The organism is Bacillus cereus group sp. MYBK79-1 (assembly GCF_051915365.1).
Taxonomy (GTDB): Bacteria; Bacillota; Bacilli; order Bacillales; family Bacillaceae_G; genus Bacillus_A.
The window spans coordinates 32,162-57,531 of record NZ_JBQAEO010000001.1 but is presented as its reverse complement, the minus strand read 5'-3'; the positions used below and the strand labels follow the sequence as shown (position 1 = coordinate 57,531).

Genomic DNA, 25,370 nt, shown 5'->3' with positions numbered 1-25,370 from the left:
TCATCATTATGAACAAAATAAACAAATTACATAGTTAGGAGCAGGAAAATGGAAAGTACTATCGGTATTGATGCTGGAGGAACATTAACGAAAATTGCTTATTTGAACGAGCAAAAACAATTAGCTTTTGAAAAATTTTATTCAAATGAACAAGATAAAATAATAGACTGGCTTAAGAAAAACACTCGTATAAAACAAATATGTATAACTGGTGGTAAAGCAAAACAATTACAGCAACTACTTTCGGATTCATATAATATAGTAGAACTAAACGAATTTGAAGCTACTCTTGCAGGTGTCCGGTATATATTAAAAGAAGAAAAACATGCTATAAATAATTTTATTTTAACAAATATCGGTACAGGTACTTCCATCCACTACGTTTATAATGACCAATATATTCGAGCTGGTGGAACTGGTGTTGGTGGTGGTACTATTATGGGACTTTCAAAATTATTAACAAATATAGATCATTTTGAAGATGTGATTCCTTTAACAAAAATAGGCTCTAGAAAAGAACTAGATATTACGGTTGGAGATATTTATGGTGGAATTCTCTCACCTATTGATAATAGCTTAACTGCAAGTAATTTTGGTAAAGCTACTAATACAGAATCAAATTATAATAGCTCAGATATACTTGCTACTGTACAAGGACTCGTCGGTGAAGTTGTTACTGCATTAAGCCTTCAATTCGCTGAAACCAAAAACATTGATCATATTATTTATATTGGTTCGACTCTATGTAATAACGTACACCTTCAAAATATTATTAGTAGCTACACAAAATATCAAAATAAAACACCAATCTTTATACAAGACGGTGGTAATAGCGGTGCCATTGGTGCTTTACTTTATGTTACGAATAAAAAAAGCTGACTTTTGTCAGCTTTTTTGCAACGGTACTTCAAATTCAATAATTGATTCCCCGTTTTCTCCAATTCGCTCTACACTAATTCTATCAATTACACATTGTAATTTTTCAGGGAAACTCTGAATTTCCTTAGCTACTTGAGCAGCTAACTCAGTACTTTCTTTTCTCCCGACTGTTACATGCGGTATGTACGGAATATCTTCTTTCAAAAATTGTAATAAAGCGCCTGTATACAGCATATTATGAAGTTCTTCTATTTGTTTTTGCCCCTTTTCAACTCGTAAAAATAAATATTCTCTTTCACTCGTAAGTTGATTCGCAAATTCAATTTCTATCTCCTGTATCCCTTTTGATAATTTTAAGATATGTAATTTCAGCTCATCATTTGAAGTCGAGCTTTCAAATGGGAATACAATTGTAATATGCGGTGGGATTAAACCGAATAAAGGATCATGTTGTTTCCTAATATCCTCTATTTCATTAATAGACATGTCGTTTAGAAAAAGTAAAATTGTACGCATTTTTATATCCCCTACTTTCTCTTTTTTATATTCATCATATTGTATGGTAGCTTGCACTTCAACAAATGATTTCAATTACATATAAAAAGAAAAAACTTCTCAAAAGAAAAGTTTTTTCTTATAAAGCATGATTACTATTTTCCCGCCAAACTTTCTTAAACTTTATATAACTAGCTATTCTCCACGGAATAATATACGATACTGCTACTACGTAAAATAATAAACCAATCGTTTGTTGATCTAAGTCAACAATATATTGTCTTGAACCATATCTTAAAACGACAAGTCCAATAAAAGTAATTAAAAAGGCTGCACTTTTTTTCGTATAAATATTCCCATCATCTCTTCGTTCATAATTTGTTAAAACTATAAGTGGTACAGCGAGAAGAATTCCAATTAATACCGCTATAACTACTTGTAATATAGCTGGATGTACGGGACCAAAAAACCATAAAACACCAGGTGTTAAAAATAGTAATGGCCACAAAATACGTATCCCACTGCCCTTTATTGGCTTATACATAGAACGATAACGACGCCAGAGTATTAGTAGTGCAATGCATAAAAAGACTGTAATGAGTGAATATGTGTCTCCCATTTGCTATCCTTCTCTCTATAGTAATCTAATACTATTTCAAATCGTTTTTTCGAATGATACTTTACGAATAAATATACTACTAGTTATGATATAAAGAACAGTTAATCCAATTGAAATAACAGTAAAATACGGTATATCTACTAAAGATCCATCACTCGTAAATAATAAACCGGTTACCCCCGCTTCCCCATAAAGCACACTATTTGTTGATAAGAAAAGGGATCCACCAATCATAAGACCAATCCATTGAAATCGTTGTTTAAAAACTACTACCACTTGGAAAAAACATGCTGTTGTAACATAAAATAAAAATTGCAAAATAAATTGTTGTACCGATTGCTCCCCAAAACTAACATTTACTAAATTATATTTTATATCTTGCAAAAGCATTACTTGAAGAAACGAAAACATTGCGGATTGCAATACGATATAACAAATGGCTCCGATAAAATATTGGATTCTCGTTACACCGAATGAAACAGCTAAACGAAATAGATCATCTTGTATGATGAAAACACTCCCTACTATAAATAACATAATTGCTATTGAAGGATTATTTATAATTTCGGGTAAATAACCAATGTTCGCTCCATTTAAATGAGCAGCATTTAAAGCCCCTTTTATTAATAAAGCTACAATCCAAAATATTATAATTGCTTTATAATGAAAATTTATATGTAACTTCAACTGCTTCATTAACATCTTCATTTCACTTCACCACCAGTTATGTGTATAAATAGTTTTTGTAATGTAATTCTATCAATTACTAAACCTTCTTTTTCAAGAGAGTAATAATCTTCATTAGAAAGTTCTTCCCCTATAACATTAATGCCTTTATTCCCATAGACTTCTCGATTTATTACTTTCTTATTTATCGAAAATTCATCCACTTTATCTTTTTTCCCTGAAATAATATGACCCTGTTGTAATAAATCTTCCACTGATGATTGAACAACTAACCTTCCTTCTTTTATAATGATTACATCTTCAATTACATGGGTTACTTCTTCTACTAAATGTGTTGATAATATAATTGTTCGTGGATACTCACCGTAATCTTCTAATAGTACACTATAAAACAACTCTCGATGTGCTGCGTCCAAACCGGTAGTCGGTTCATCAAAAATGGTAATTGGCGCCCTACTTGCTAACCCTTGAATAATTCCGACGACTGTTTGCATGCCGTGTGATAGTTTATGATATTTCACTGTCATATTAAGCTGAAATTTATCAGCGAGTTCTTCAGCATACTGTCCATCCCAATTTTTATAAAACATGCTGCACATCTTAAAAATTTCTTTTACTTTATAACTTAAATGTGCTTCCTCTTTCACTCTAACAAAACAAATATTTTGCATTGCTTTACTATTTTCAAAAACACTTTCACCAAATATTGATACTCTTCCACTACTTGAAGTAATTTGGCCTGCAAGTAAATTTAATAGTGTCGTTTTGCCTGCTCCGTTTCTACCGAGCAAACCATATATTTTATGCTCTTCCAATGAAATCGTTATTTCGTTTACTGCTACTTTCTTTTTATATTTTTTCGTTACATCTTTCGTTTCAAGTGCAATCATCCCTATTTCCCCTCCTTCGTAATTTTTTGAATCATATCCATCAATTCGTCTTTTGATATTTCTAGTACTTTTGCTTCTTCCCATACTTTAGGTAAATATTCGGTCATAAAAGTATTTTGTCTTTTTTTAAGCACGACTTCTTTCGCTCCCTTTGCAACAAACATTCCGATCCCTCTCTTTTTATATAGAATCCCTTCATCCACTAGTACATTTACCCCTTTAGCTGCAGTAGCTGGATTTATTTGTAACATCTTCGCAAATTGATTTGTTGATGGAACTTGTTCTTCTTCCAGTAATATGTCTTTTAAAATATCAGATTCAATCGTTTCTGCAATTTGTAAGTATATTAATTTATTTTGCTCCAGAGTAGGTTTCACAATTTCACCACCTTAGGTTCACAGGTTCATTACTTATGTAATTAACCATACCACATAAAAATACTTATTTCCATAAATTTCTTTTATAAAAAAAGAGAGTCATTCGTTTAAGAATGACTCTCTTTCTAAAAGTTCGAAGTTTCAACTCTTGTTCTCAAATTCTTTTCATTTATACCATTTTGACAAAAATTAAATTGTTGTCCCATTATAGACTTTGTACGATCTACTACTTGCCCTAAATGATAACTTGTATGCTCCACTAAATGTAATAAACTATGAAGATCAATATGTCTTTTTTCTTCCCATGCTTGTATATATGCTGTTCCCCATTCATCAAATACTTCTACAACGTACTGTAGCAAAACTTCAGTACGTTGTAGTTTTACTGGAAAATACTCCTCGATTCCCTTTTCAAAAACTATATTGGGATTTTTATAACGACTAGCATTTCTCTGTATATGTTCACAAATATGCAGTACGATTCCACCAATTGAATTAACAGAATCCCCTTGTTTCCACAAATCTTCTTCACTAACGAGGCTAATTGTCTGTAATAACTTAGATAAATAATGATCTTGCATTCTATGATAAGTAATTTTGTATACTAATTCCACCTTTTCTCCTCCTATCATTTCAACTACTGCACTGGATATTTAACAAATAAAGATTTCCGAAAATCTTTATCATTTATAAGCATTGTAATTTTTTCGTTATTATCGTTAAGGATCTTTACCACTTTCCTTTTACCCCATATATCATCTTCTTTTGGAAAATCATTAAATTTTTCATATAGGATTGATAATAGTTCTCCCCTTTTTATGGTAAACTTTTTATTTTCTACTTGTAACTCGTAACTCTTCGCATTTGGTACTAAAATTGATAGATAAATTACGTTAAAAAGAAAATTTTTCTCCAACGTGTCCTTACCATCAAACCAATACGTCTCAACCATGTCTTTTGACAGAGTTCCATTTCCATTTGCACCATAGTTCACCTTTATACTTTCATTCTCCAAACTAATACTTTGAAATGTATCACCACCAGGTAAATTTTTTACAATAGCAACCACATCTGAGTTATTACCAACGTATGTCCCAGCATATTCCTTAAAATCACCAGGTTCAACATCAGATATTTCTCTTATTCTTTCTCCGTTAGAACAAGCAGAAATAAATAAAAAAATTGTTAGCATAACAATTATATTACGATGCATATATTTCATTTAGCATCCCCCATTTTTATCGATATTTCGTTAATTACAATACATCTTCTCAAAACCCTTTGAAATATACGCATTTTAATCAAAATTAAAAATTTTCAATTTTCCTGTTTACAATTATCCATTAATTGTATATACTTACTAACGTAAGAAAAAATTCTAAAAGGAGGTCGAAGGAAATGATGAAATTACAATTACATGCTTTAACTTTAGCGTTAACTGCACCTGTGTTTTCTGGACAATTAAATATGAATTCGACCACCCTAATGGAGAATTGAAAATCGCACACTATTTCTTTTAATTCATAAATTCGCCACAGGAGGTCGTATACTTTCCTGTGGCTTTTTCACGCCCAGCCATAGGAGAACTGTATCTTCCTGTGGTTTTTTTGTGCGATTTTTTAGTCTCTTACATTATTTTTTTAAGAAAGGAGCAACATTCGATGACTATTAACGTATTGTTTTTAAGTATTACGATTCAAAGAAATACAATTTCCAAAGATGAATTACTTCATAATGGGCAAATCGAAAAAGCTATGAATGACGTTAAGGAGCGCCAAGCGCTTTATTGTGATCACCTGTAATTCCTTTTCGAAAGGAGGAATTCATTTATGACTTTTCATATTTTCTTTTTTACGACTGTACTTCAGAAAAACACTTTATCTGAAGATGAAATCATTCGTAAACAACAATTTAAACAACTGACTGATAAAATGACCGACATTAAAAGTTCATACTATACGCAAATGTATTAAAAATATATTTTTAAGGAGAAATACCTTCATGAAATTTAAAGCATTCTTTTTAACAATTACCATTCAAAAACGTAAGCTTTCTCAAAACGAAATTTTGCGTGAGCAACACATTCAAACCATTATGGACGAAGTAAAAGAGCGTCAAGCTTCTTTTTACAGCCGTCTTTTCTAAATAACTTATAAAGGGGCAATATGTAATGAAATTTAAAGTATTATTTTTAACGATAACAATTCAAAAAACTAAGTTCTCAGACAGTGAAAGATTGCATGACCATCAAATTAATAAAGCTATGGACGATGTAAAGGAACGTCAAAGTCACTACTGTAGCCATCTATAATTCCTTTCGAAAGGAGGAATGCATAATGAAGTTTCACCTTTTCTTCTTAACGATTACAATTCAGAAAGAAACCCTTTCTGAAACTGAATTAAAACAAGAACAACAATATAAACAAATTATTGATGACATTCGTGACCGTAGAAGCAAATACTATACTCACCTATAATTGTTAAATATATAAAATTGAAAGGAGTCGATTAAGATGTTGATAGCACGCTGTAAGGAAATGATTTGGATAGTTCAGAGGGATTCCACATAGTTTTAGCTTATATCACACAAGTTTACTGCTGAATTTGATATATAAAAAACATATAATAAAATTACATTAATACACTTTTTAATATTCTTTAACAAAGAAAGATACACCACTTAAAAAAGCGGTGTATCTTTCTCAACTTATACTATTTTCGATTACTTCGTTTCGTCTTAAACAATCTCACTAAATTCGATACAACTGTTTTTGTTACTGCATAAACTGGCACTGCTAAAATCATTCCGATAATTCCCGCAAAGTTCCCTACCCCTAAAATTAAAATAATAATCGTTAACGGGTGGATATTTAATTTTGAACTCATAATACGCGGTGAAATGATGTTACTTTCAAACTGTTGTACAATTGTTACGATAATAATTACGTACAACGCTTGCATCGGAGATACGAACAGACCTACAATAACAGCTGGTGCTGCACCGATAAATGGCCCTAAGTTAGGAATGATATTTGTAAATGCTGCTATAATTCCTAAAACGAAAGCGTAAGGTAAATCGATAATTAAATAACCGATAAAAGTAAACGCACCTACAAATATACAAACGAGCGCTTGCCCTTGAATATATGCAGATAATGTTTCATTCGTTTCCTTAATGATACGAAGTCCTTCTTCACGGTAAGACTCAGGTAATAGGCTTACTGCTTTACCTGGAAAGGCATGTCCATCTTTAAACATATAAAATAAAATGAATGGTACTGTGAAGATCACTAATGCGACGTTCGTTATAATACCAAATAAAGCCGTTGCACTCGACGTAATAGTGTTTGGTATATCCTTTAAGTATTCAATCGCATTTTTTTCAATTGTTTCAATGGAAACATAATTTTGTGTAGATAACCATTCAAATAGTCTGTGGTGGGATAAATCTTGTATGTATAGTTTTCCCTCTTTAATATAACCTGGCATATTTTTTACTAAATCCATTAGCTGTTGTGAGATTGTTGGAACAACTACCCCAACTCCAACCGCAGTTAATGTTATGATAAAAAGATATAACAGTAAAATCGCTAAACCTCTAGGTACTTTTTTGTTCTCCAAAAAGACTAACAATGGGTTAAATATGAAGTATAAAAATAATGCGATTAAGATTGGGAAAAACAACGTTGATACGAAGATACCAATCGGTTGAAATAGAAACGATATTTTTGTGCAAATAAATATGATTCCTACAACCATTAGCACTTCTAATGTCCAAAAGTGCACTTTCGATTTCAAAAAAACTTCCTCCTTTAAACTAGCACTTCTCTTCATTGTACCAAAATAAGCAAGAATTTCACATAATATTTTCCTTTACAATATTCCAAAATGCCAATAAATACACTACAATGAGATTACATACAAATTTGTAGGTAAAGGTGATAAAAATGACACAATGCATCATTTGCAGAAAAGATACGAAAGAACTTAGTGAACAATATGTCATCCCCGAAATATTATGTGGATATTATTTCACAAACTCAATTTGTGATACTTGTCATGAACAAATGATAACAAATATCGATCGTCCCTTAATTCGGCATAAATTAAGTCAATTTAAGATTGAGCAGATGAAAAAACAAATTGATTCCCCGCTCTATACGAATGAACATGGTGAGGAACTTGCGGCTGCTGAGACAGATGTTGTTGAAGTAAGTGATGAAATACTTTATTCCAATGCATTAATTATGAAACTATGTAAAAAGCACGATATTTCACTACATAATGAAATTTGGAAAGAAGAACGTGTAACGAAAGTAGCTAGCTCTATTCAACGTGAATTACTTTTAGATAACCGTAAATACAAAATGAGTGTATTAAAAATGGCTTATACTTTCGCTGTACAAGCTGTTGATGGCTATTTTGAAGATCCAGATGCGATTGATATTTCTAACATTCTAGCAAACGCCGATTTCATGGAATTAAAAGAAAAGAATATTGTTCGCGATTTAAGCAAAAGTTCTTTATGGAATACATTAAATACAAATAGTGAAAACCATTACTTTATTTTATTAAGCGATAAAGATGGCCTGTTCTGTTTCATTCGTCTATTTGATATCTTTGATGTTGTCGTTCATTTATCAGAAAAAAGGTATGAACTTCCATCACCAATTGTCGGCGTAAATAATGTAAGTAAGCAGGAATTTTATGTCCAAACTTTAAAACAGTATATGGATGGGCTATTTAAAGAAAAAACCCCTTCTATTTAATCGAAATCAGAACATACGGTCTCCTTTCTTGATGAAAAGACACTGTGTTATAATAAGTATGAAAAGAACAATACAATCACATAAACTAATTATTAATTGTATATAAATAAAAAAGACTAGTGTGCGGCTACACACTAGTCCACGTAACTTAGCAGATTGGATTGTTCATTTATCCTATTTGTTTCTTACAAACAAAACAACCCACATTCTATTGGCATAGGTGGGTTGTTATTTTTTGAGCTTGTCTATTAAAACGACGACGAACGTTAACAATGCAACGAGAAACAGTCCACCCTGCAGTAGCAACGCTATTTCACTCATGTATTATCACCCCCCTCCTATTCGGAGAAGTGATAATTGAACAACCAACCGTACCTTAAGTTACTTTTTAATTTTACCATATTTTCTAATAGTTTACGATGAAAACCCGCAAGTGAAATACTTGCGAGTTTTTTTATCCCGTATTAACAGGCAGTAAACAAAATGAAGCAAAACATAGGTGAAACTGCCTGTAAATGCCCGATTGGTTCAACTAATAATCCTTTGGGACAATTCACCCAAAGGATTAAAGTTTCACTTTATTTCTCACTACTTTTTTAATGCATACGCATCAGCTATCATTTCACCAACAATTTTATTTTCTTGTTTCTTATCTTCTTTCAATAAAGGAAATAACAGTTCTGCCACTTCATATGCTTCTTCTAAATGAGGATATCCTGATAAAACAAACGTATCAATTCCTAACGCTTCATATTCTTTTATTCTATCTGCTACTGTATGCGGATCTCCTACAAGCGCAGTACCTGCACCACCTCTTACAAGCCCAATACCTGCCCACAAGTTAGGACTTATCTCTAACGACTCTCTCGTACCTTTATTTAAATGTGTCATCCGTTTTTGACCGACTGAATCATATCTTGCAAATGTTTTTTGAGCGAGCTCAATTGTTTCATTATCTACATATTGAATTAACCTTTCAGCCTCTTCCCATGCTTCTTCTTCTGTCTCTCTTACAATTACGTGTAGTCTAATACCAAATCGTACGTTACGCCCCTTCTCTTCCGCAAGTTTTTTTACTTCATCTATTTTCTCTTTTACTTGCTCTGGTGGCTCTCCCCACGTTAAATACACATCACTATGCTCCGCTGCAACTTCTTTACCTGCAGCGGAAGATCCGCCAAAATAAATTGGTGGATACGGCGTTTGAACCGGTGGAAATACAACTTTACTATCCGTAACTTTAATATGTTTTCCTTCTAAAGAAATACTTTCACCTTGCAAGGTCGATTTCCAAACTTTTAAAAATTCATCTGCTGCTTCATACCTTTCATCATGTTCAAGATATAATCCATCTCCTTGCAATTCAACAGGATCCCCTCCAGCTACTACATTAATAAGTAACCTTCCTTCTGAAATTCTATCAAATGTCGATGCCATCCTCGCTGCTACTGTTGGTGACATTAGTCCTGGTCTAACTGCTACTAAAAATTTTAATTTCTCTGTCTCAGCTGCAAGTGCCGATGCCAATACCCATGGATCTTCACATCCTTGACCAGTTGGGAGTAACACACCTGTATATCCTAAATAATCAGCTGCCTGTGCGACTTGTTTATAATAACCATATTCAGCTGCTCTTCCTCGTTTTGTTGTTCCTAAATATCGACCATCTCCATAAGCCGGAATAAACCATAACAATTCCATAACTTTATACACCCCTTTTTTATTGTAAAACGTATACTAAAATGCTCTATATAAATTACCCCTAATAATTTACCCCGCATTAACGGGCAGTAAGATCCCCACCTCAAAATTCAGCGAAATCAAAGAAATTAGGTGGGGGATCAACTGCCCGTTAATGCCCGATTGGTTCAACTAATAATCAGTGTGGGATGCCCCCACTGATTAAAGTTTCACTTTATATGTTAATTCCCTGTCTCACCTTTAAAATTATCTCGCCACCTTAAAAACTTCACTTCAAGTAAACGTACGAGTGAATCAGAAAACTTCCCAACGAATGCAAAGATAATAATACCGACAAATACAATATCTGTATTTGAAAATTGCCTTGCGTCCATAATCATATAGCCAATACCTTCTGTAGATCCCATCAGTTCTGCTACTACTAAACTTACCCATGCAACTCCTAAAGATAATCTTGCTCCAAGTAATAGGTTCGGCAATGCGGCAGGTAAAATCAATTTCGTAATTAATTTTCTTTTACTAAACTCTAACACTCTCGCAACATCAAAAAGCTTTGAATCTACACCCCGTATCCCTAAAAACGCGTTTACATATAAAGGAAAAAATGCACCGTCCGCAATTAATAATACTTTCGATGTTTCTCCAAAACCGAACCATAATACGAAAAGCGGTGCAACTGCTAAATGAGGTACAGTTCTTAACATCTGTACAGACGGATCTAAATATTGCTCACTTCTCGTTGAAAATCCAACAATCGTTCCTAAAATAATTCCTAAACTCCCGCCGATAAAGAAGCCAGCCGCAGCCCTGAATACACTAATACTTAAATGGCCGAATAACTCTCCTGTTTTTATAAGCTCTTGAAAAGCTAGAAATATATCCAATGGCGTTGGTAATACTGTTTTAGAAACTAGATTGAATACGCCCGCTAACTGCCAAATAATTAATACGATAATCGGTATCGTAATCGCTCTTACTATCACTTTCACATTCGTCTTTCGCACTTTCTTTACATTGTTTTTGCCAATCGTTATACTCGCTCTTTTCATAACAGCTTTCGTATTCTCCAATTTACAAAACCTCTTTTCATTTCGCCTTTACTGCTTTTTCTACGAAAGAATTATCTACAACTTTATCTGTCTTGATTTCTTTCTTTATAGAACCGAGTTTATATTGAAAATCCGCTGTCTTTTGCTGTTCCTCTATTATTTCTTTCGTTACTGGAACTAAAATTGGTTTGTCATGATTAAACACTTCTTTTACAATGTCAGCATCTATTTTCTTTGCAGAAGTATATATTTTTATTGCTTCATCAATGTTTGACTCTTGCCATACACGTGCTTTTTCATAAACTTCAAGGAATTTCTCAACTAATTCTGGATGTTCTTTCGCAAACTTTGTTCTCGCAATTAAAAATTCTGGAGAAGATACATTTAATATTTCACCATCTACAATAACCTTCGCTCCTTTATTTAACGTATGTAATGAAATGAACGGGTCCCAAATGGCCCATGCATCTACTGATCCTGATTCAAATGCAGGTTGCGCTTCATCTGGTTGCAATTGAATGACATTTACATCTTTCGCATTGATACCTTCTTTTTCTAATGCTCGATACAATAAATTAAATGCGCTACTTCCTTTTGCTACTGCGATTTTTTTACCTTTTAAATCTTTTACACTCGTAATTTTGCTATCTTTTTGTACAAGAATGCCTGTTCCTTTTCTCGCATAACTTGTATTAGCAATTTCGGTAAATTCAATACCAGCTGCTTGCGCTGAAATAACCGGGGAGTTTCCAACTTCGCCAAAGTCTAATCGATTTGATGCGATCGCTTCAAAATAGGGAGGTCCGCTTTGAAACTCTGTCCATTTCACTTTAACTCCTTCTTTTTTAAACTCCTCTTCAAACCATCCTTTTTTCTGTGCTAATAATAGCGGGCTTAACCCTTGCTGTATACCAATTTGAATTGTTACATCTTCTTTCTTGCTACTTGCTGTGTTTTTTTCACACCCTAATAAAAATATAGATATAGCTAATGCAAAAGAAAGAACTTTACCTTTTTTATACATATATAATCCACCCTTTTCCTATATACTCGTTTGAATCAGTCCCCCATGTTCAAACTGCTGTAATACTTTCGTACGAATTTCTTGGAATAATTCCGAAGTTTTACTACGTGGATAAGGTAAATTATTTTCAATCACTTTATGTATTTTTCCAGGCTTTGCACTCATGATAATAATTTGGTTTGAAAGATATATCGCTTCGTCTATATCATGAGTAACAAATATCATTGTCGTTTTCTTCTGTTCCCAAATATTTAAAAGCACTTCTTGCAAATGACTTCTAGTAAAAGCATCAAGTGCTCCGAATGGTTCATCAAGTAGTAATACATTCGGATCTCTTAATAAAGCTCTCGCAATCGCAACACGTTGCGACATACCGCCTGAAATTTCTTTCGGATAAGATTTTTCAAAACCGTCTAATCGAACGATTTCAACCCATTCCTTTACCTTATCTTTTACATACTTATCTTTTAGTGACAAATCTGCAGCAATATTTTCTTCAACTGTTAACCACGGAAATAAGCGATGTTCTTGAAAAATAAAACCTTGTTTCTTACTCGGTTTTACGATTTTCTCCCCATCGATGATAACTTCACCTTCAAATTCGTTATCTAATCCCGCAACAATTTTCAACAGCGTACTTTTCCCGCAACCACTCGGTCCGATTACAGTGACAAAATCGCCTCTCTCTAATTGGAAATTAATATCTTCTAGCACTTGAACCGTACCAGTTTGTTTCGAAAAATATTTTGATACCCCATCAATTGAAACAGTCACTTCTTCCCCTCCTTGGAATGATTCATTTAAATGAATAGATACAACATTTGTACAATAAAAAAACCAAAGGCATTTCATCTTGTAATGAAATGCCTTTGGTTTCTCCAATCAGCTATACGTTATAGAATTAACTACATACTATACAAATATTTCCGATAAGTCAACTAGGTTTTAAAGAACATTATTTATTTTTAAAAATAGTAGCAGTTTCTGAAATAATATTTGGAAGCGATTCTTGAATTGTATTTTTGACTGTATGAAGAGCTTTTTCTACATATCCGTCTTCAAATTGTTCTAACGGCTCGGTTAATTCATCCTCATCCAAAATAAAAAATTCTCCACTTGGAAGTACCATAATATCAACGATTAAATCTTCGAAAGACACCATTTGGTCCGTTATATATGTATGCTTTACAATATTAAAATAAGAACCTAGATAACCTCCATCCTGATCTCTCCAAACGTATAAATTATATGGACGATTCCTCCAGTAATATGCAACTGTATAACTTCCTTTCGGGATCGTTAACTTCTTATCATTCGCTTCCATTGTAAAAGAGTACTGTACTTCATGGTATAAAACAATTTCTTCCTGCTGCGCTTCTATTAGTAAACAAGCATGATCTACAGTTGTACCATCATAGCGTATTTTCCTTTCAATAATTTCAATTCCTGACGTATGTAAACAACTCAATTTTAAAATTCCCCCATTTATTTTAGTTCTTTCATTATATCCCTTTATATTTCCACTTAGAAAGCGTTCAGCCAATTCGTTACTTGTTTTTAAAGATATAAATTCATTTTCTACTTCACAAAAAAGCCCCTTCTAAATTAGAAAGGGCTTAAATAACATTATTATTTTATAACCCATGATTTATAAACCTTTACTTCTAAATGAAACTTAGATTCTGTTAACCAATCCACAGCACTACATACAAGAGGAGATGAATTATCTTCAGTAATACTTTTTATTGGAATCCATCTAGCTCCTATTGAATCTTGTCCTTCAAATTGTTCCGGTACTTTGAATTCACCTTCGCACCTTTCAACAAAGTAAAAAACTGCGATATGATGAACATGTGTGTACTCCTTGAATTTTGATGGAAATTGAAAATCAACTGTACCTATTTGTTTTACTACTGTTACCTTTAGACCAGTCTCTTCTTTAATCTCTCTATGAAGTCGAGCTAATAATGATTCCCCATCTTCTAGACTACCACCAGGTAAATCATACCGATTTCTATATGGACCTTTCATTTTATCAATTACTAATAAGTTATTGTTTTCGATACAAATGCCATACACACCAAACGCATGATGAAAATTAGTAACATTATTCATGTTTCAAATTCTCCATCACCGCATCATAAAACTTCCGTTCCTCATCAACATTTAAGTGAACACGACTTACTGTTTTAGAAAATCCATATAACAATTGTGCTTTCATTGGCTCTTTAAGTATTATTTCAAATGTTGGAGGTTCCTTTATAAATTCCATCACCGTTGCATCAAGAACCTCTTTCTCTTTCTTTAAAAGTTCTCCTTTATAAAACGTAATTTTATCAATTTGTTTAAATGGTATAATAATTTTCTTTCCTAATCCAATTTGAATGATAATCTTTTCTTCCGCAACAATAATTGGATTTTTTCGCATTGCTTGTATTTCAGCTAAAAAATAAAACATTGCATACACGTTTAAAATAAGTAAAATCCATGCTATTACTGGATTCCATTGATGAAGCAAATAATGAAAACCGATACTTTCTATTAAGGTTGCATGGATGATCATGATATATACACCTATTGCACCAGTCTTTTTATGGTATGAGTATACACCTTCACCTTCTGGCACTTTTTCACGCCACGATAAAAATGCATAATAAATTAACTTACACTCTGTTACAATGATATCTATTAATTTATTTCTTTTCATAGTGTCGTCAAACGCAGCATCAATTGCATAAGAAAATGAAGAATACTCCCTTTTATATTCTTTATATTTTTTTATTATGTTAGGAAGCTTTCTAACAATTTTATATAGAAGGAATAACTCTAAACATACAAAAGCAATTTCTCCTGCAACTATAATATAAGAAACGTATGAAAAAGCTTGTAAATAGTCGCTTGGAATAATAAATCTTGCAAATATATAACCAGCTATTACGACAGGGAGTATATATGTTAACGAGTATCTTTTTCGAATAATAAAGAAATACGTAATGATTGGAATTACAAACATACAATCTAATAATGATCCAAGCACTACTTCTTTCGGAGCAGCTGGTACAATCGGAAGAGCATATAATAAATAGTTTGATAACAAGATGAAAGATATTAGTCCAAACCAAATACCTTTTCGCCTTCGTGATAATGCAAAATTCATACATTCACCCTCTTATTTAAAAACCTCGTTTAAATGGTCTTTATAAAATGAAATGGCACGTTCAAATTCTTTTACTTCCTCTGCTTTTACGACTGTTTCAAGTAATAATTTCATTGCAGTTTCATGTTCGTTTACGTTATATTTTGCTAAAGAGAGAAACACCTTCATCACGTCATTATCCGGAAACTGCTGCAAACCCGTTTCTAAAACTGTAATTGCTTTGTCATATTCACCTATACAACGATATGTACTGCCAAGACCGATATATGCATCGCAAAGTGACTCACCATCAAGTCCATTTACAATTGCCTGTTCATAATACGGCACTGCCTCTGTTTCAAGTCCCATTACATCATGTATCCAGGCGCATTGAAATAGCACTTCTGCATCCCTCGTAAAGTTTGTTAGCCCAATAAGTATCTCTCTGGATTGCGCATATTTCTTTTCGTTTCTTAGTTTAATAGCTTGCTTTAATAAATGTTCCATAGAATCCACTCCTCACCAATTATGCTATGTATCGATCTTGAATGGTTAATGTTCGTGTAAAAGTTAAATTCCCATAAATTAAAGTTTCACTTACCTATATATATTATGCGGATTCATTCTTATCCAAATACTAAAAATTATAAAACAGTAATGTGATTACAAAGTACTTCTAACCTTTTGACAATTTCTTTCGCTGTTTCATCTTTCCCATTACATAACTTCCCTTTACCGTCATGTCCAATTACGTAGTGCACTGCTCCGCGTGAATATAAAGAATGTGGTGAATTTGCAATCATTACACTCGCCTTCGCTTCCTGCATTCTATTTTTCGCTCTTTCGAACAGTTCTTCTTCATTTAGATCACTTTCAAGCTTAAAGCCAACAAGTACCGTTTCTGGATCCCACTGTTTTATTTGCTTTAATACTTTCGGTGCCTTTTGAAAATGTATAATTGGCGCTATATCACTTGAGATTTTTCCATTCATATCAAGAACATTGCCCTCTTGATCACAAATTTTATCTACAATCCAATCTGATCCAGCCGCTGCCATAATGACCGCATCGACTTTTTCATGTGTAATGATACTTTTCATTTTATCCTGCAAATCAACAATTCCTTCAAACGGGTGTAATTCCAACTGATTATTTATATCTTTTGGTTTCTCAGCAAAATAACCGTGTAAATATATAACATGTGCTCCTTTACTTATAAGCTCTTCGGCGATTATTCTACCAATTGTTCCTTTTGCCATATTCGTATGACCACGCACTTGGTCCCATTTTTCTAAACAACCACCACTCGTAATTAATACCTTTTTTCCCTTCATTGTAACCATCCCTTACTGATTTTTCTTAAGAAACCATTCTGTTCCAAAGTCAACGATATCCCGTTGCTTCATAAAACGGCACGTTGCATTTCCTATTTTTCCATTTGTTACAGTTCCTTTTCGCTCAAACTCTACACCGATTTCTACAAACTTATCAGAATCGTAATCCATATCAACAAACTCTTTCCATACTCTTTCACCATTTTCTATAATAGGCGCCCCTACTTTTATTAACTCACATGCACCAGAACGTACTTCAGATAAATGTACAGACGTATTGGAATCATATCCAACACCTATTAATAATATGTATCCGTCTAAATCATATATTTTTCTTAATGGAGACTCTTCTCCTAAACTCATTGATAGTGACTGATTCATCGTTATTTCTTCTGCATATTTTCCCCATGCCGCAAAACTTCCTAATGGATGGTTGCTACGTACTACATTCGGATATGTACGAAAACATTCAACTACCTTACCCATTGCTCTTGTTGGTGTAATATGTGGCTCAAATGCTGGTACGTTATCCCTGATAATTTGCCACCATTCTTCAGGTACAGGTGGCCTTGACCAATGTTTCGGATCAGATAAATCCGAAGATTGTGTTGGCATAATAATTGTTCCCTCTTCCGTAATAACTTTCATTAACGCCTCTACTACCGCAACTGCTCCGCCAGATACCCAGCCAATAGAACTTAGCGAAGAATGCACAATAACCGTCATTCCTTTTTCTAATCCTAATTTTCTTAAATCATTTGTAATTGTTTTGATTGTATTTGGCAATGGTGTACTTGCCACTATGTCATTCATTTTCACAATTGTTCCCCCATTTGTATTAAACTACTACATACATATATTATCATATTTTTCTTAATTTTTAACTTAATCGTTTTTATGAACATAAAAAATGGTAATCCACTCACATAGAGCTTAGTTATATGTTACATCACAAGAAAAAAAATCACTATATATAAACGAAAGAACCCATCAAAAATGATGGGCTCTTTGTTTCATTTATCCTTCAATTGTAACCCCTGTAAACATCGATAAGTTTCCCGTTATTTTCTCACCTACACGTAAAAATATCCCAGCAGCTCTCCCGCTAATGCAGTGTGAACCAATTAATAGTTTTCCAGTATACGGACCATCCCATGTGTCAATTGTGTAGTCAGGCATTTCTATGTATTGCTGATATATTTTCCGCTGTTCAAAGTAATAGGCTGTTTTGTCTTCTGCTAAAAGCTCATCATTTTCGTATATAGATACCCCTCCGCCTTCACGGCCATATAAAGGTTTAGAAACATATGATTCATTTCTTTCTATAAATGGTTTATTTGTAAAATAGGTTGGTAAGAAGTAGTTCTGAATGATTTCTCGCTCCTCTTTTTCAAAGAAAACTTCCTCTTCGAATAGTTGCCAAATTAATGCGAGTACACTTTTATTTTGCATAAGAAAGGCAGCCGGTGGATTTATGATTTTCACTCTTCCTTGCGCTATATGATTTAAAAACTGGAGACCAATTCTTTTCCCTTTTTTATCAACATCTGAAACTAAATATTCAATTGGATATAGTCTATATAAATAATGAATTCGTTCACCATTTGCCGTATATATACCATCATCTGCAACAACGATATCTTGTATACCTATATAATCCGTTGATTGATCTAAACAATAGTTTCTTATAAATTGAACTGTTTGATGGTCTTCATCGTGCCAATCATAACTAGTAAAATATATTGTCTCTATAGGACTTATATTATAGTCATGTTTAATTTGTTCCCAAGCCTGCACAATATGCTCTTCTATATGATTTGGGTGATTTACATTATGATAACGACATAACACTTCATTTGCGACAGACGGCTCTAAATAACCAGTTGGTGTGTCACAATTTACTTCTATTAACTTTATATCTTCACCATTTACGATAAAGTCAAACCTTGTAAAATATGAAAACAAACCAGTATGTTTCATTCTCGCAATTTCCCACGTTTCAGCTGGAAATCCTAGTTTTTGAAAATCTTCTGTCGTATTGACAATATATTGATACGTTCTATATAACACATACATAATTTCCTCTGTCGCTTTTGAAATAGCAGTATATGTGTTTACTGGCATACGATACATACCCGTTGCCATATATTGATTCCATTCTTCCTTCTCTAAAAGGCTTGGCCATGTAAATCCATTCCTACCAACCTCTTCCGCAAGTGAAAACCATACTTTCATATACTCTTTCTGCTCTTGTTCTGTATACATTATTCCATTATCCTTTCGTATTATGATCCGGCCGGCGCTTTTGCATTCCCAATTCCACTGGAACCAGAATTCACTTTCGGCGTTTGAGTCGTAGATGATTTCGGTGTATTCGTATCTGGCGTCACTTTATTTGATGAATTTGGCTGCTGTTTATTTAAATCCACTTTATTGGAAGAGTTATTATTGTTACTGTTAGTTCCGCCGTAGTATCCGCCTCCACCGCTGCCACCAGTTCTACTTTGGTCTTTTTCACGATATGGAATAATATTATTTGCATACGGTTTCTTCATTATATTTGGTTTTGCTGTATAATTCATATTTGAAGTTCTGCTTGCTAATAAATATCCTGCTACGAATGGAAGTATCGGTAAATGTGAATTTTCATTATACGATGAAAATGACGGATTCATTTCTTTACATAACTCATCATTTTCTACATTTTCATTAGTAGGAGTTTTATCATCACAATTTAATGTTTCTTGTTCATTTCCTTGTTTTCCACCATCTGTTTTAACAGCAGTACTTTCTTGTTGAGCAGTATCTTCTTCATAATCTCCACAGCCAGTTAATAAAAAAGATGATACCCCTATTGAAGTAGCAATTTTTATAAATTTACTTTTATCCATTCTCATGTGTTATACACCTATTTTCTTTTATCTATATTTTTCCAGATACCTTTATTATATAATGTATATGTTAATTTTTTCAAACTAAACCCTATATGCGCATTTGCATATTTTATTCCCAGAATAAAAACGAACTATCATTAGATTATAATTTTATATATAGAATATAAAAAATTGAAAGACACCCTAATATCGGGGTCGTCTTTCAATTTTTTTATTTTTATATACTAAACGTCTCAATAAAATCTCTAATGGTCCATTCAGATTGTTTTTTTCCATTATTGCAGCTAATAGGACAGACAATATCCAAATACTTATTGCTATCAATGCAGCAAGAGCGTTACTTACATGCCCTCCTAAATCAAATGCTACAGGTGATAATAGTATAACAAGCAGTGCCTCATTCAAAACAAAAAATGTTAATGAGCGCTTTCCCAGAGCAATTAATGAAAGGCTAAAGTACCCTGGATTTTTTAATCTACTCCCTATTATTCCGAAACCCGTTGCATATGCTAATCCTCCAGCAATTCCAGTTAAAATATGGATTCCATTTATCATTCCAGCTGTAAATACACTTGGATACCATATAGTCCCTATAAAAGATAGAGGCAAAGCACCTATTAAGGAAATTGCTAATCCTATAATTGTTATAAAATATAATTTTTTCAAATGTTGCTCTGGTTTTATTAATAACTGATATCTAGCAATCCACAAACCAAGAATTACAGAAGGAAGAATCGGGAACATAAAATGGATGAGAACAGGTATAACAGGAAAGAAAAGTAATCGTAACATTGTAGTACTTAGATACGTGTCTTTTGCTGAAACATCTGGTGAAAAACCGTAATCGCCTATTGCTTGCATATTAAATCCCCATATTATTGGAATAAAAATGATATACAATATAGTGATAATCATAAGTGTTCGAATTAATGTTTTCATTTTACACTTTAATAGTGGACTAACAAGAAGCCCAGCTAAACCATAGGCCATTAGAATATCTTGCCCTCCAATTAAGACCGCTAACACAATCCCAAACAGTATTAAATACCAAGAGCGTTTTCTTACTATTTTTACAGCATGATTTTCATTTTTCCCTTTTGATATTTGCCCTTCAAATGCTAGAACCAAACCGTAGCCTAATAATACGGCAAACATTGCTCTTGCACGATTATCAATTATGAATATACCAAAAAGGTTTACAATTTGATCGAAGAAGCTACCGCTTTCCACCCTATGCATAATTCCAGGATCTGCAGCATATAAATAAAGCGGTGCATGAGCAAGTACGATTAATAGTAACATAGTGCCTCTTGCTAAATCTAAAGAGACCGCACGCTTCTTCTCTATTGTTTCATTATTTATTGATTTACTCATATTTTACTTCCTTCCTTATAATCAACTGAATATTCTAGCTTTTTTGCATTTTTGTCAAAAACTAATAACTAGTTGCTATTAAAATTAGAACAGATAAAGTGAAACTTTAATCAGTGGAGGTTTTGTTCATCCCTCACTGATTATTAGCCCGGACCAATCGAGCATTTATGGGCTGCAGGGCTGCCACCTAACTTCCTTACTCCAGCTGTTTTGAGGTGAGCGTTTTATTGCCCGTAAATAGCACCGGAAAAATAAAAAACGAACTATTTCTTCAAATCCTATTCCGGATATTATATTCTAAGATTAATTCAATATGTTTTATTTTTAAAATACAAATGAAACCTTTCAATCCCCGGATATTTTTCTCCTAAACTTTTAACCTGAAAACCAATTTTTTTATAAAATTCTACTGCCTCTTTGTCTGTCTCTGCTTCTACATAAGTCAATTGATGTATTCTTAATACTTCCTTTGTCATTTGCAACGCAATTCCTTTATGACGATCTTGTGGAGCGACTGCTATGTGACATATTCTCGCTTTATTTGCTCCAATTATTTCAATACCTATGCAAGCCTTTTCTTCATATCTGTACAAAATCCCTTTATTACTTCGATAATATAAAACTACTTTCTTTAAGCTAGTTTCACTGGGCCCGACTGCATACTGTAGCACATTTAATATTGGATTTTTCTCAATTTGTTCCACGCGTTGCAAATTCATTTTATCATTCCTTTCAATGAAAAAATTAGCTCTTAATATAAAGAGCTAATCTCATTACGCCGTTATTTTTTCTTCTTTCTTCACAACGATCGCTACATAACTATGTAGTATCATTCCAATAATAACGAGGCTCATACCAATCCAAGATAAAGATGACGGAATTGGCGCTGATAGCAAGATGAGTTCTCCTACTAACGCAAATAAAACTTCACCGGATTGTGTTGCTTCTACTGTTGCTAGTTTTTGTGGATCATCTTTTACAAGATCTGTCGCAAAGAAGAATAATACTGTCGCGATTAAACCAGAACTAACTGCTACAATAAAACATTGGAAAACTTGGTTACTTGAAGGTAAACCGCCTGTTGATACTTCATAACCAGATAATAAAAACCAAAATGGTAAGCTTGCTAACGTCATACCGAGAACTCGCTGGAATACATCTAATTCCCCTTTACAAACTTGCATCATTTTTCGATTTCCAAAAGGATACGCAAACGCTGCAATAAGTACAGGAAATACACATAAAACAGTTTCACGAATTCCTAATGAAGAAGCATGTTCTACTTGCATAAGTACAACACCACATAAAATAATACCCGACATAACTAATTCCTTCATTGGAAGTTTTTTATGTAATGGATCTACTGCAAAAAATGGTGTTAACAAAATACCTGCGACGATCGTAATTTGCCATGTTGATGCAACGAGCCAACCAGGCCCAAAAGCTCCGGCAAAACTAAGTGGTGCATAGAAGAGGCCAAATCCAACGATACTCCACACTAACCATTCTTTCGGATTATTTTTCATATATTGAAAGAGTTGCTTTAAGTTACCTCTATACATGACAATAACTAAAAGCATCGGAACCATAAAGTAGTACCGTAATGATGCACTCCAAATCCAGCTCCCACCTTCTAAGTCCATCGCCCGGTTTAAAACGAAGGTAAAGGCAAAGAAAAATGATGCCAATATCCCTACTACAATAGCTTTCATTATAAAACCCCTTATAATAGTTTTTTATTACATAACTCTCAATCTATTCGGATGCAAAATTTTTTAACACCACATTAACTTATAACAATAATAGTGTTTTCATTTATTATACAATATATTAAAATAAAATCAGAAGGAATCGCTACATCATTCGTTCCATAGATTCCGCTAATCGAGATCTGTATACATTTTATATCTGCTATATACATAATTGTTGGTGCATATCGTACAGATGAAGAGTTTTGGCTTAAGAAATAAATTAGTTATTTGGATGTGATTATATTGAAAACATATAAAATTTCCATAGTATTCACCTTATTGATGTTAGCTGCAGGACTTTCTTTTCTATTCATTTGTATTTTAGCTTTAATAGATGAATTTTTCTTCCTTGGTATTCTAATCTTAATCATCCCAGGCATTTTTATATACTATAGTTTTTATCTTTTGAAAAAAAGAAGAGAGAATACCGGTTTTTATTGGGATGATGAAGGTATTATAATTGATTTAGATGGGAATAAAGTTTATTGGTATGAGATAGAAGATATTGTATATAGCGGTTTCCCAGACACAAAAGCGACTGTAATTTCCACTCACTATACTCATCACGAAAATATAAGAATACGCCATAAAAAATGGCAGCCTACAATTGCGCATATAATTTACTGGTATTTAATGGCGCAACCAAAAGACTACCATAAAAATTTGATTTTAACTTGGGAAGAAAAGAAAAAAAAGCCCATTTAAAATGAACTCCCCCTAATCTATTAATTACGGGGAGTTTCTCACACTTACATTTAGATTATATGTAGTTGATATTCTTTGTACAATTTTCTCAACCGACTAATATGAGCTTGATGGTACCGATTATGATCAGCTATATGCCATATCCCCCACCTTATAGTCGCATTTTCTCCCTTTTCGTAAAAAACTTCTCGTGTTAAATCAGCTTCTGTTAGTTTCATACATTCCTCATAAAACATTTGTTGCACAGCTTCATAATCTTGCATTAATTGTTGCAGCGTATGTTTTCTTAAACTTGGCAGTTCTCCTACTTCATTTAACATAGGTCCATATATATTTTCAAGTGTCAGTGGAACTACTTCTCCTTTTAAGCGGTACACCCAGTGTAAATCGACAACTGCTAAATGTTGAAGTAGTTGTCCGATGTTATTTTCATTATTTTCCGAACTTTTAAAAGACAGTTCTTTCTCATCAATACCTTCTACTAACTTTTGCAATCGTTTAAATGTATCAGTAACCGTCGCATACAAAATCGCAACTTGCGGGTTCATATTTTTTTCTAAATGGAGGTCTTTCATACTAAACTCCCTTCCTTAAAAGAACAACACCATATATTCATCGTCACTATATACACCGTTCATTTTTAAAGCTCTTTTTTCGATTCCATACGTTTTAAAGCCCATTGATTCATACAATTTTTTTGCTGGTTCGTTTGTGGACACAACACCTAATGTCAATTGTTCCAAGTTTATTTCTCTTGCTTTTTCAATTGCCTTACGTATTAGTTCACGTGCAAGGCCACTTCTTCGATTACTTGCATCTACATACATCGCAACGATATGACCTTTATGCTTATACGCCTCTTTTTCTTCTGTTAGTAAAGTAACAACTCCAACTAATTGATGATCCTCATTAAAAGCACCGAGTGTACAACTAGTAGTAGCTGTTAAATTACTTTCCACTCGCTTAATAGGATTTTCCTGACGAATCGCCTCTTCATAAGTTGTTACAAATGCCTCCGGATTTACTTGTAATGCTTGTAAACGTAAGTCCCAATATTGTTTCGCATCTTCTTTCGTAAGTAATCGGATCATATTTCTCCAGCCCCTTTTAGTTAACATAATATTTTTATAAGCTATCATTTAAAAATTCGTATTCTTCTCTTAACATACTATAACGATAACGATGAATGAATTTCCCTTGACGTAATCGATCATTTCTCATTAGTCCTTCACAAACAAAACCAGCCTTTTCATAACTCTTTCTAGCTTGTAAATTATCTTCATCTACACGTAGCCAAACTTTTTCTAATTCAAATTCAAAGAATGCTAGGTGTAACATACTGTATAGGGCTGCTATTCCATACCCTTTACCCCAGTACTCTTTATTACCAATCGCGATTCCCAGTTCTGCATTATTATTTGTTTTATCAAAGTTTTTAAGATCTACCCATCCAATATGTATGCCGTTCTCCGCAGTGATAGCTCTTTGTTCATAACCATTTTTTCGGTTTATACATGCTTCAATCCATTTTTTTGTATCTTCACGAGTGAACGGTGGATATTGATCTGGTACAACTAAATGTTTTGTTACTTCTCGATCTAATGACCATTGATATCGATCTTCTACATCAGCTAGTGTCAATTCTCTTAATTGAACGAATGGCACATTCACTTTGCTATCCCCTTT

General features: G+C 33.2%; 35 protein-coding genes. 8 read left to right on the top strand and 27 right to left on the bottom strand.

Going from position 1 to position 25,370, the window contains the following annotated elements:
- Positions 1 to 48 precede the first annotated feature (48 nt).
- Entirely contained in the window at positions 49 to 879 is an 831-nt protein-coding gene (coaW, locus tag ACTFOB_RS00315) for a type II pantothenate kinase (protein WP_440023838.1), read from the top strand.
- A gap of 6 nt (positions 880 to 885) precedes the next feature.
- On the opposite strand, the gene ACTFOB_RS00310 is transcribed toward coaW, so the two are convergent.
- From ACTFOB_RS00310 to ACTFOB_RS00280, 7 genes are all read right to left on the bottom strand, one after another.
- On the bottom strand, positions 886 to 1,395 hold the full coding sequence (locus ACTFOB_RS00310) for a 2'-5' RNA ligase family protein (protein WP_440023837.1): 510 nt from the start codon (positions 1,393 to 1,395) through the stop codon (positions 886 to 888).
- A 118-nt stretch (positions 1,396 to 1,513) separates the two neighbouring features.
- On the bottom strand, positions 1,514 to 1,993 hold the full coding sequence (locus ACTFOB_RS00305; protein WP_440023834.1) for a CcdC family protein: 480 nt from the start codon (positions 1,991 to 1,993) through the stop codon (positions 1,514 to 1,516).
- Positions 1,994 to 2,029: 36 nt separating this feature from the next.
- Entirely contained in the window at positions 2,030 to 2,701 is a 672-nt protein-coding gene (locus ACTFOB_RS00300; RefSeq protein ID WP_440023832.1) for a DUF4052 family protein, read from the bottom strand.
- A complete protein-coding gene (locus tag ACTFOB_RS00295; RefSeq protein WP_440023831.1) occupies positions 2,698 to 3,570 on the bottom strand; it encodes an ABC transporter ATP-binding protein in 873 nt (290 codons plus the stop codon). The genes ACTFOB_RS00300 and ACTFOB_RS00295 overlap by 4 nt, the downstream gene beginning before the upstream one ends.
- Before the next feature lie 2 nt (positions 3,571 to 3,572).
- Positions 3,573 to 3,947, bottom strand: coding sequence for a GntR family transcriptional regulator (locus ACTFOB_RS00290; protein ID WP_000805192.1), 375 nt, complete (start codon positions 3,945 to 3,947; stop codon positions 3,573 to 3,575).
- Positions 3,948 to 4,072: 125 nt separating this feature from the next.
- Positions 4,073 to 4,561, bottom strand: a complete 489-nt coding sequence (locus ACTFOB_RS00285; RefSeq protein WP_440023830.1) for a DinB family protein — start codon at positions 4,559 to 4,561, stop codon at positions 4,073 to 4,075.
- A 23-nt stretch (positions 4,562 to 4,584) separates the two neighbouring features.
- Positions 4,585 to 5,169 (bottom strand): DUF4825 domain-containing protein, encoded by a 585-nt coding sequence (locus ACTFOB_RS00280; protein ID WP_440023829.1) that lies wholly within the window; start codon positions 5,167 to 5,169, stop codon positions 4,585 to 4,587.
- Positions 5,170 to 5,608: 439 nt separating this feature from the next.
- On the opposite strand from ACTFOB_RS00280, the gene ACTFOB_RS00275 reads away from it, so the two are divergent.
- Genes ACTFOB_RS00275 through ACTFOB_RS00255 form a run of 5 tightly spaced genes read left to right on the top strand, consistent with a single transcriptional unit; the run spans position 5,609 to position 6,424 of the window.
- On the top strand, positions 5,609 to 5,749 hold the full coding sequence (locus ACTFOB_RS00275; protein WP_440024767.1) for a YrzI family small protein: 141 nt from the start codon (positions 5,609 to 5,611) through the stop codon (positions 5,747 to 5,749).
- A 27-nt stretch (positions 5,750 to 5,776) separates the two neighbouring features.
- Entirely contained in the window at positions 5,777 to 5,920 is a 144-nt protein-coding gene (locus tag ACTFOB_RS00270) for a YrzI family small protein (protein ID WP_440023827.1), read from the top strand.
- Positions 5,921 to 5,948: 28 nt separating this feature from the next.
- Positions 5,949 to 6,092 carry a YrzI family small protein gene (locus tag ACTFOB_RS00265; RefSeq protein ID WP_440023825.1) on the top strand — a complete coding sequence of 48 codons (144 nt, stop codon included), beginning with the start codon at positions 5,949 to 5,951 and terminating at the stop codon, positions 6,090 to 6,092.
- 25 nt (positions 6,093 to 6,117) lie between these two features.
- Complete coding sequence (locus ACTFOB_RS00260; protein ID WP_440023823.1) at positions 6,118 to 6,258, top strand: YrzI family small protein; 141 nt, start codon at positions 6,118 to 6,120, stop codon at positions 6,256 to 6,258.
- 25 nt (positions 6,259 to 6,283) lie between these two features.
- Positions 6,284 to 6,424 carry a YrzI family small protein gene (locus tag ACTFOB_RS00255; protein ID WP_440023821.1) on the top strand — a complete coding sequence of 47 codons (141 nt, stop codon included), beginning with the start codon at positions 6,284 to 6,286 and terminating at the stop codon, positions 6,422 to 6,424.
- Positions 6,425 to 6,659: 235 nt separating this feature from the next.
- On the opposite strand, the gene ACTFOB_RS00250 is transcribed toward ACTFOB_RS00255, so the two are convergent.
- Positions 6,660 to 7,745 carry an AI-2E family transporter gene (locus ACTFOB_RS00250; RefSeq protein ID WP_440023819.1) on the bottom strand — a complete coding sequence of 362 codons (1,086 nt, stop codon included), beginning with the start codon at positions 7,743 to 7,745 and terminating at the stop codon, positions 6,660 to 6,662.
- Positions 7,746 to 7,894: 149 nt separating this feature from the next.
- On the opposite strand from ACTFOB_RS00250, the gene ACTFOB_RS00245 reads away from it, so the two are divergent.
- The gene (locus ACTFOB_RS00245; protein WP_151635181.1) at positions 7,895 to 8,716 is read left to right on the top strand and encodes an HNH endonuclease; all 822 of its coding nucleotides are present in this window, start codon (positions 7,895 to 7,897) and stop codon (positions 8,714 to 8,716) included.
- A 228-nt stretch (positions 8,717 to 8,944) separates the two neighbouring features.
- Here ACTFOB_RS00245 and ACTFOB_RS00240 read toward each other — a convergent pair whose 3' ends face one another.
- The 16 genes from ACTFOB_RS00240 to ACTFOB_RS00165 all read right to left on the bottom strand — a co-directional run bounded on the left by ACTFOB_RS00240 (position 8,945) and on the right by ACTFOB_RS00165 (position 22,940).
- Positions 8,945 to 9,037 carry a putative holin-like toxin gene (locus ACTFOB_RS00240; RefSeq protein WP_001289320.1) on the bottom strand — a complete coding sequence of 31 codons (93 nt, stop codon included), beginning with the start codon at positions 9,035 to 9,037 and terminating at the stop codon, positions 8,945 to 8,947.
- A gap of 267 nt (positions 9,038 to 9,304) precedes the next feature.
- The gene (gene ssuD / locus ACTFOB_RS00235) at positions 9,305 to 10,417 is read right to left on the bottom strand and encodes an FMNH2-dependent alkanesulfonate monooxygenase (protein ID WP_440023816.1); all 1,113 of its coding nucleotides are present in this window, start codon (positions 10,415 to 10,417) and stop codon (positions 9,305 to 9,307) included.
- Positions 10,418 to 10,638: 221 nt separating this feature from the next.
- Positions 10,639 to 11,487 carry an ABC transporter permease gene (locus tag ACTFOB_RS00230; RefSeq protein WP_151635177.1) on the bottom strand — a complete coding sequence of 283 codons (849 nt, stop codon included), beginning with the start codon at positions 11,485 to 11,487 and terminating at the stop codon, positions 10,639 to 10,641.
- Between the two features lie 16 nt (positions 11,488 to 11,503).
- On the bottom strand, positions 11,504 to 12,490 hold the full coding sequence (locus tag ACTFOB_RS00225; RefSeq protein WP_151635175.1) for an aliphatic sulfonate ABC transporter substrate-binding protein: 987 nt from the start codon (positions 12,488 to 12,490) through the stop codon (positions 11,504 to 11,506).
- 18 nt (positions 12,491 to 12,508) lie between these two features.
- Positions 12,509 to 13,264, bottom strand: a complete 756-nt coding sequence (locus ACTFOB_RS00220; protein ID WP_440023813.1) for an ABC transporter ATP-binding protein — start codon at positions 13,262 to 13,264, stop codon at positions 12,509 to 12,511.
- A gap of 181 nt (positions 13,265 to 13,445) precedes the next feature.
- Positions 13,446 to 13,958: a DUF402 domain-containing protein gene (locus ACTFOB_RS00215; protein ID WP_440023812.1), complete on the bottom strand. Its 513-nt coding sequence runs from the start codon at positions 13,956 to 13,958 to the stop codon at positions 13,446 to 13,448.
- Between the two features lie 161 nt (positions 13,959 to 14,119).
- Positions 14,120 to 14,605: an NUDIX hydrolase gene (locus ACTFOB_RS00210; RefSeq protein ID WP_440023811.1), complete on the bottom strand. Its 486-nt coding sequence runs from the start codon at positions 14,603 to 14,605 to the stop codon at positions 14,120 to 14,122.
- Entirely contained in the window at positions 14,598 to 15,647 is a 1,050-nt protein-coding gene (locus ACTFOB_RS00205) for a hypothetical protein (protein WP_440023809.1), read from the bottom strand. The genes ACTFOB_RS00210 and ACTFOB_RS00205 overlap by 8 nt, the downstream gene beginning before the upstream one ends.
- 12 nt (positions 15,648 to 15,659) lie before the next feature.
- A complete protein-coding gene (locus tag ACTFOB_RS00200) occupies positions 15,660 to 16,133 on the bottom strand; it encodes a tetratricopeptide repeat protein (RefSeq protein ID WP_440023806.1) in 474 nt (157 codons plus the stop codon).
- A 137-nt stretch (positions 16,134 to 16,270) separates the two neighbouring features.
- Positions 16,271 to 16,960 carry a phosphopantothenoylcysteine decarboxylase domain-containing protein gene (locus ACTFOB_RS00195; RefSeq protein ID WP_440023805.1) on the bottom strand — a complete coding sequence of 230 codons (690 nt, stop codon included), beginning with the start codon at positions 16,958 to 16,960 and terminating at the stop codon, positions 16,271 to 16,273.
- A 12-nt stretch (positions 16,961 to 16,972) separates the two neighbouring features.
- Positions 16,973 to 17,773: a BA2930 family N-acetyltransferase gene (gene aacC / locus ACTFOB_RS00190; RefSeq protein ID WP_440024766.1), complete on the bottom strand. Its 801-nt coding sequence runs from the start codon at positions 17,771 to 17,773 to the stop codon at positions 16,973 to 16,975.
- 204 nt (positions 17,774 to 17,977) lie between these two features.
- Complete coding sequence (locus tag ACTFOB_RS00185; protein ID WP_440023803.1) at positions 17,978 to 19,225, bottom strand: glutathionylspermidine synthase family protein; 1,248 nt, start codon at positions 19,223 to 19,225, stop codon at positions 17,978 to 17,980.
- Positions 19,226 to 19,245: 20 nt separating this feature from the next.
- Entirely contained in the window at positions 19,246 to 19,857 is a 612-nt protein-coding gene (locus ACTFOB_RS00180) for a hypothetical protein (protein WP_440023801.1), read from the bottom strand.
- A gap of 180 nt (positions 19,858 to 20,037) precedes the next feature.
- A complete protein-coding gene (locus ACTFOB_RS00175) occupies positions 20,038 to 21,228 on the bottom strand; it encodes a DUF418 domain-containing protein (protein WP_440023799.1) in 1,191 nt (396 codons plus the stop codon).
- Positions 21,229 to 21,536: 308 nt separating this feature from the next.
- The gene (locus ACTFOB_RS00170; protein WP_440023797.1) at positions 21,537 to 21,947 is read right to left on the bottom strand and encodes a GNAT family N-acetyltransferase; all 411 of its coding nucleotides are present in this window, start codon (positions 21,945 to 21,947) and stop codon (positions 21,537 to 21,539) included.
- Positions 21,948 to 22,001: 54 nt separating this feature from the next.
- Positions 22,002 to 22,940, bottom strand: a complete 939-nt coding sequence (locus tag ACTFOB_RS00165; protein WP_440023795.1) for a DMT family transporter — start codon at positions 22,938 to 22,940, stop codon at positions 22,002 to 22,004.
- Between the two features lie 273 nt (positions 22,941 to 23,213).
- On the opposite strand from ACTFOB_RS00165, the gene ACTFOB_RS00160 reads away from it, so the two are divergent.
- Positions 23,214 to 23,684, top strand: a complete 471-nt coding sequence (locus ACTFOB_RS00160) for a hypothetical protein (RefSeq protein ID WP_440024764.1) — start codon at positions 23,214 to 23,216, stop codon at positions 23,682 to 23,684.
- A 50-nt stretch (positions 23,685 to 23,734) separates the two neighbouring features.
- On the opposite strand, the gene ACTFOB_RS00155 is transcribed toward ACTFOB_RS00160, so the two are convergent.
- From ACTFOB_RS00155 to ACTFOB_RS00145, 3 genes are read right to left on the bottom strand one after another with little or no spacing between them, the layout of a single operon-like run.
- Entirely contained in the window at positions 23,735 to 24,259 is a 525-nt protein-coding gene (locus ACTFOB_RS00155; protein WP_440023793.1) for a DinB family protein, read from the bottom strand.
- 15 nt (positions 24,260 to 24,274) lie between these two features.
- Positions 24,275 to 24,775, bottom strand: a complete 501-nt coding sequence (locus ACTFOB_RS00150; protein ID WP_440023792.1) for an N-acetyltransferase family protein — start codon at positions 24,773 to 24,775, stop codon at positions 24,275 to 24,277.
- Between the two features lie 34 nt (positions 24,776 to 24,809).
- The gene (locus ACTFOB_RS00145) at positions 24,810 to 25,355 is read right to left on the bottom strand and encodes a GNAT family N-acetyltransferase (protein ID WP_440023790.1); all 546 of its coding nucleotides are present in this window, start codon (positions 25,353 to 25,355) and stop codon (positions 24,810 to 24,812) included.
- Positions 25,356 to 25,370 lie beyond the last annotated feature (15 nt).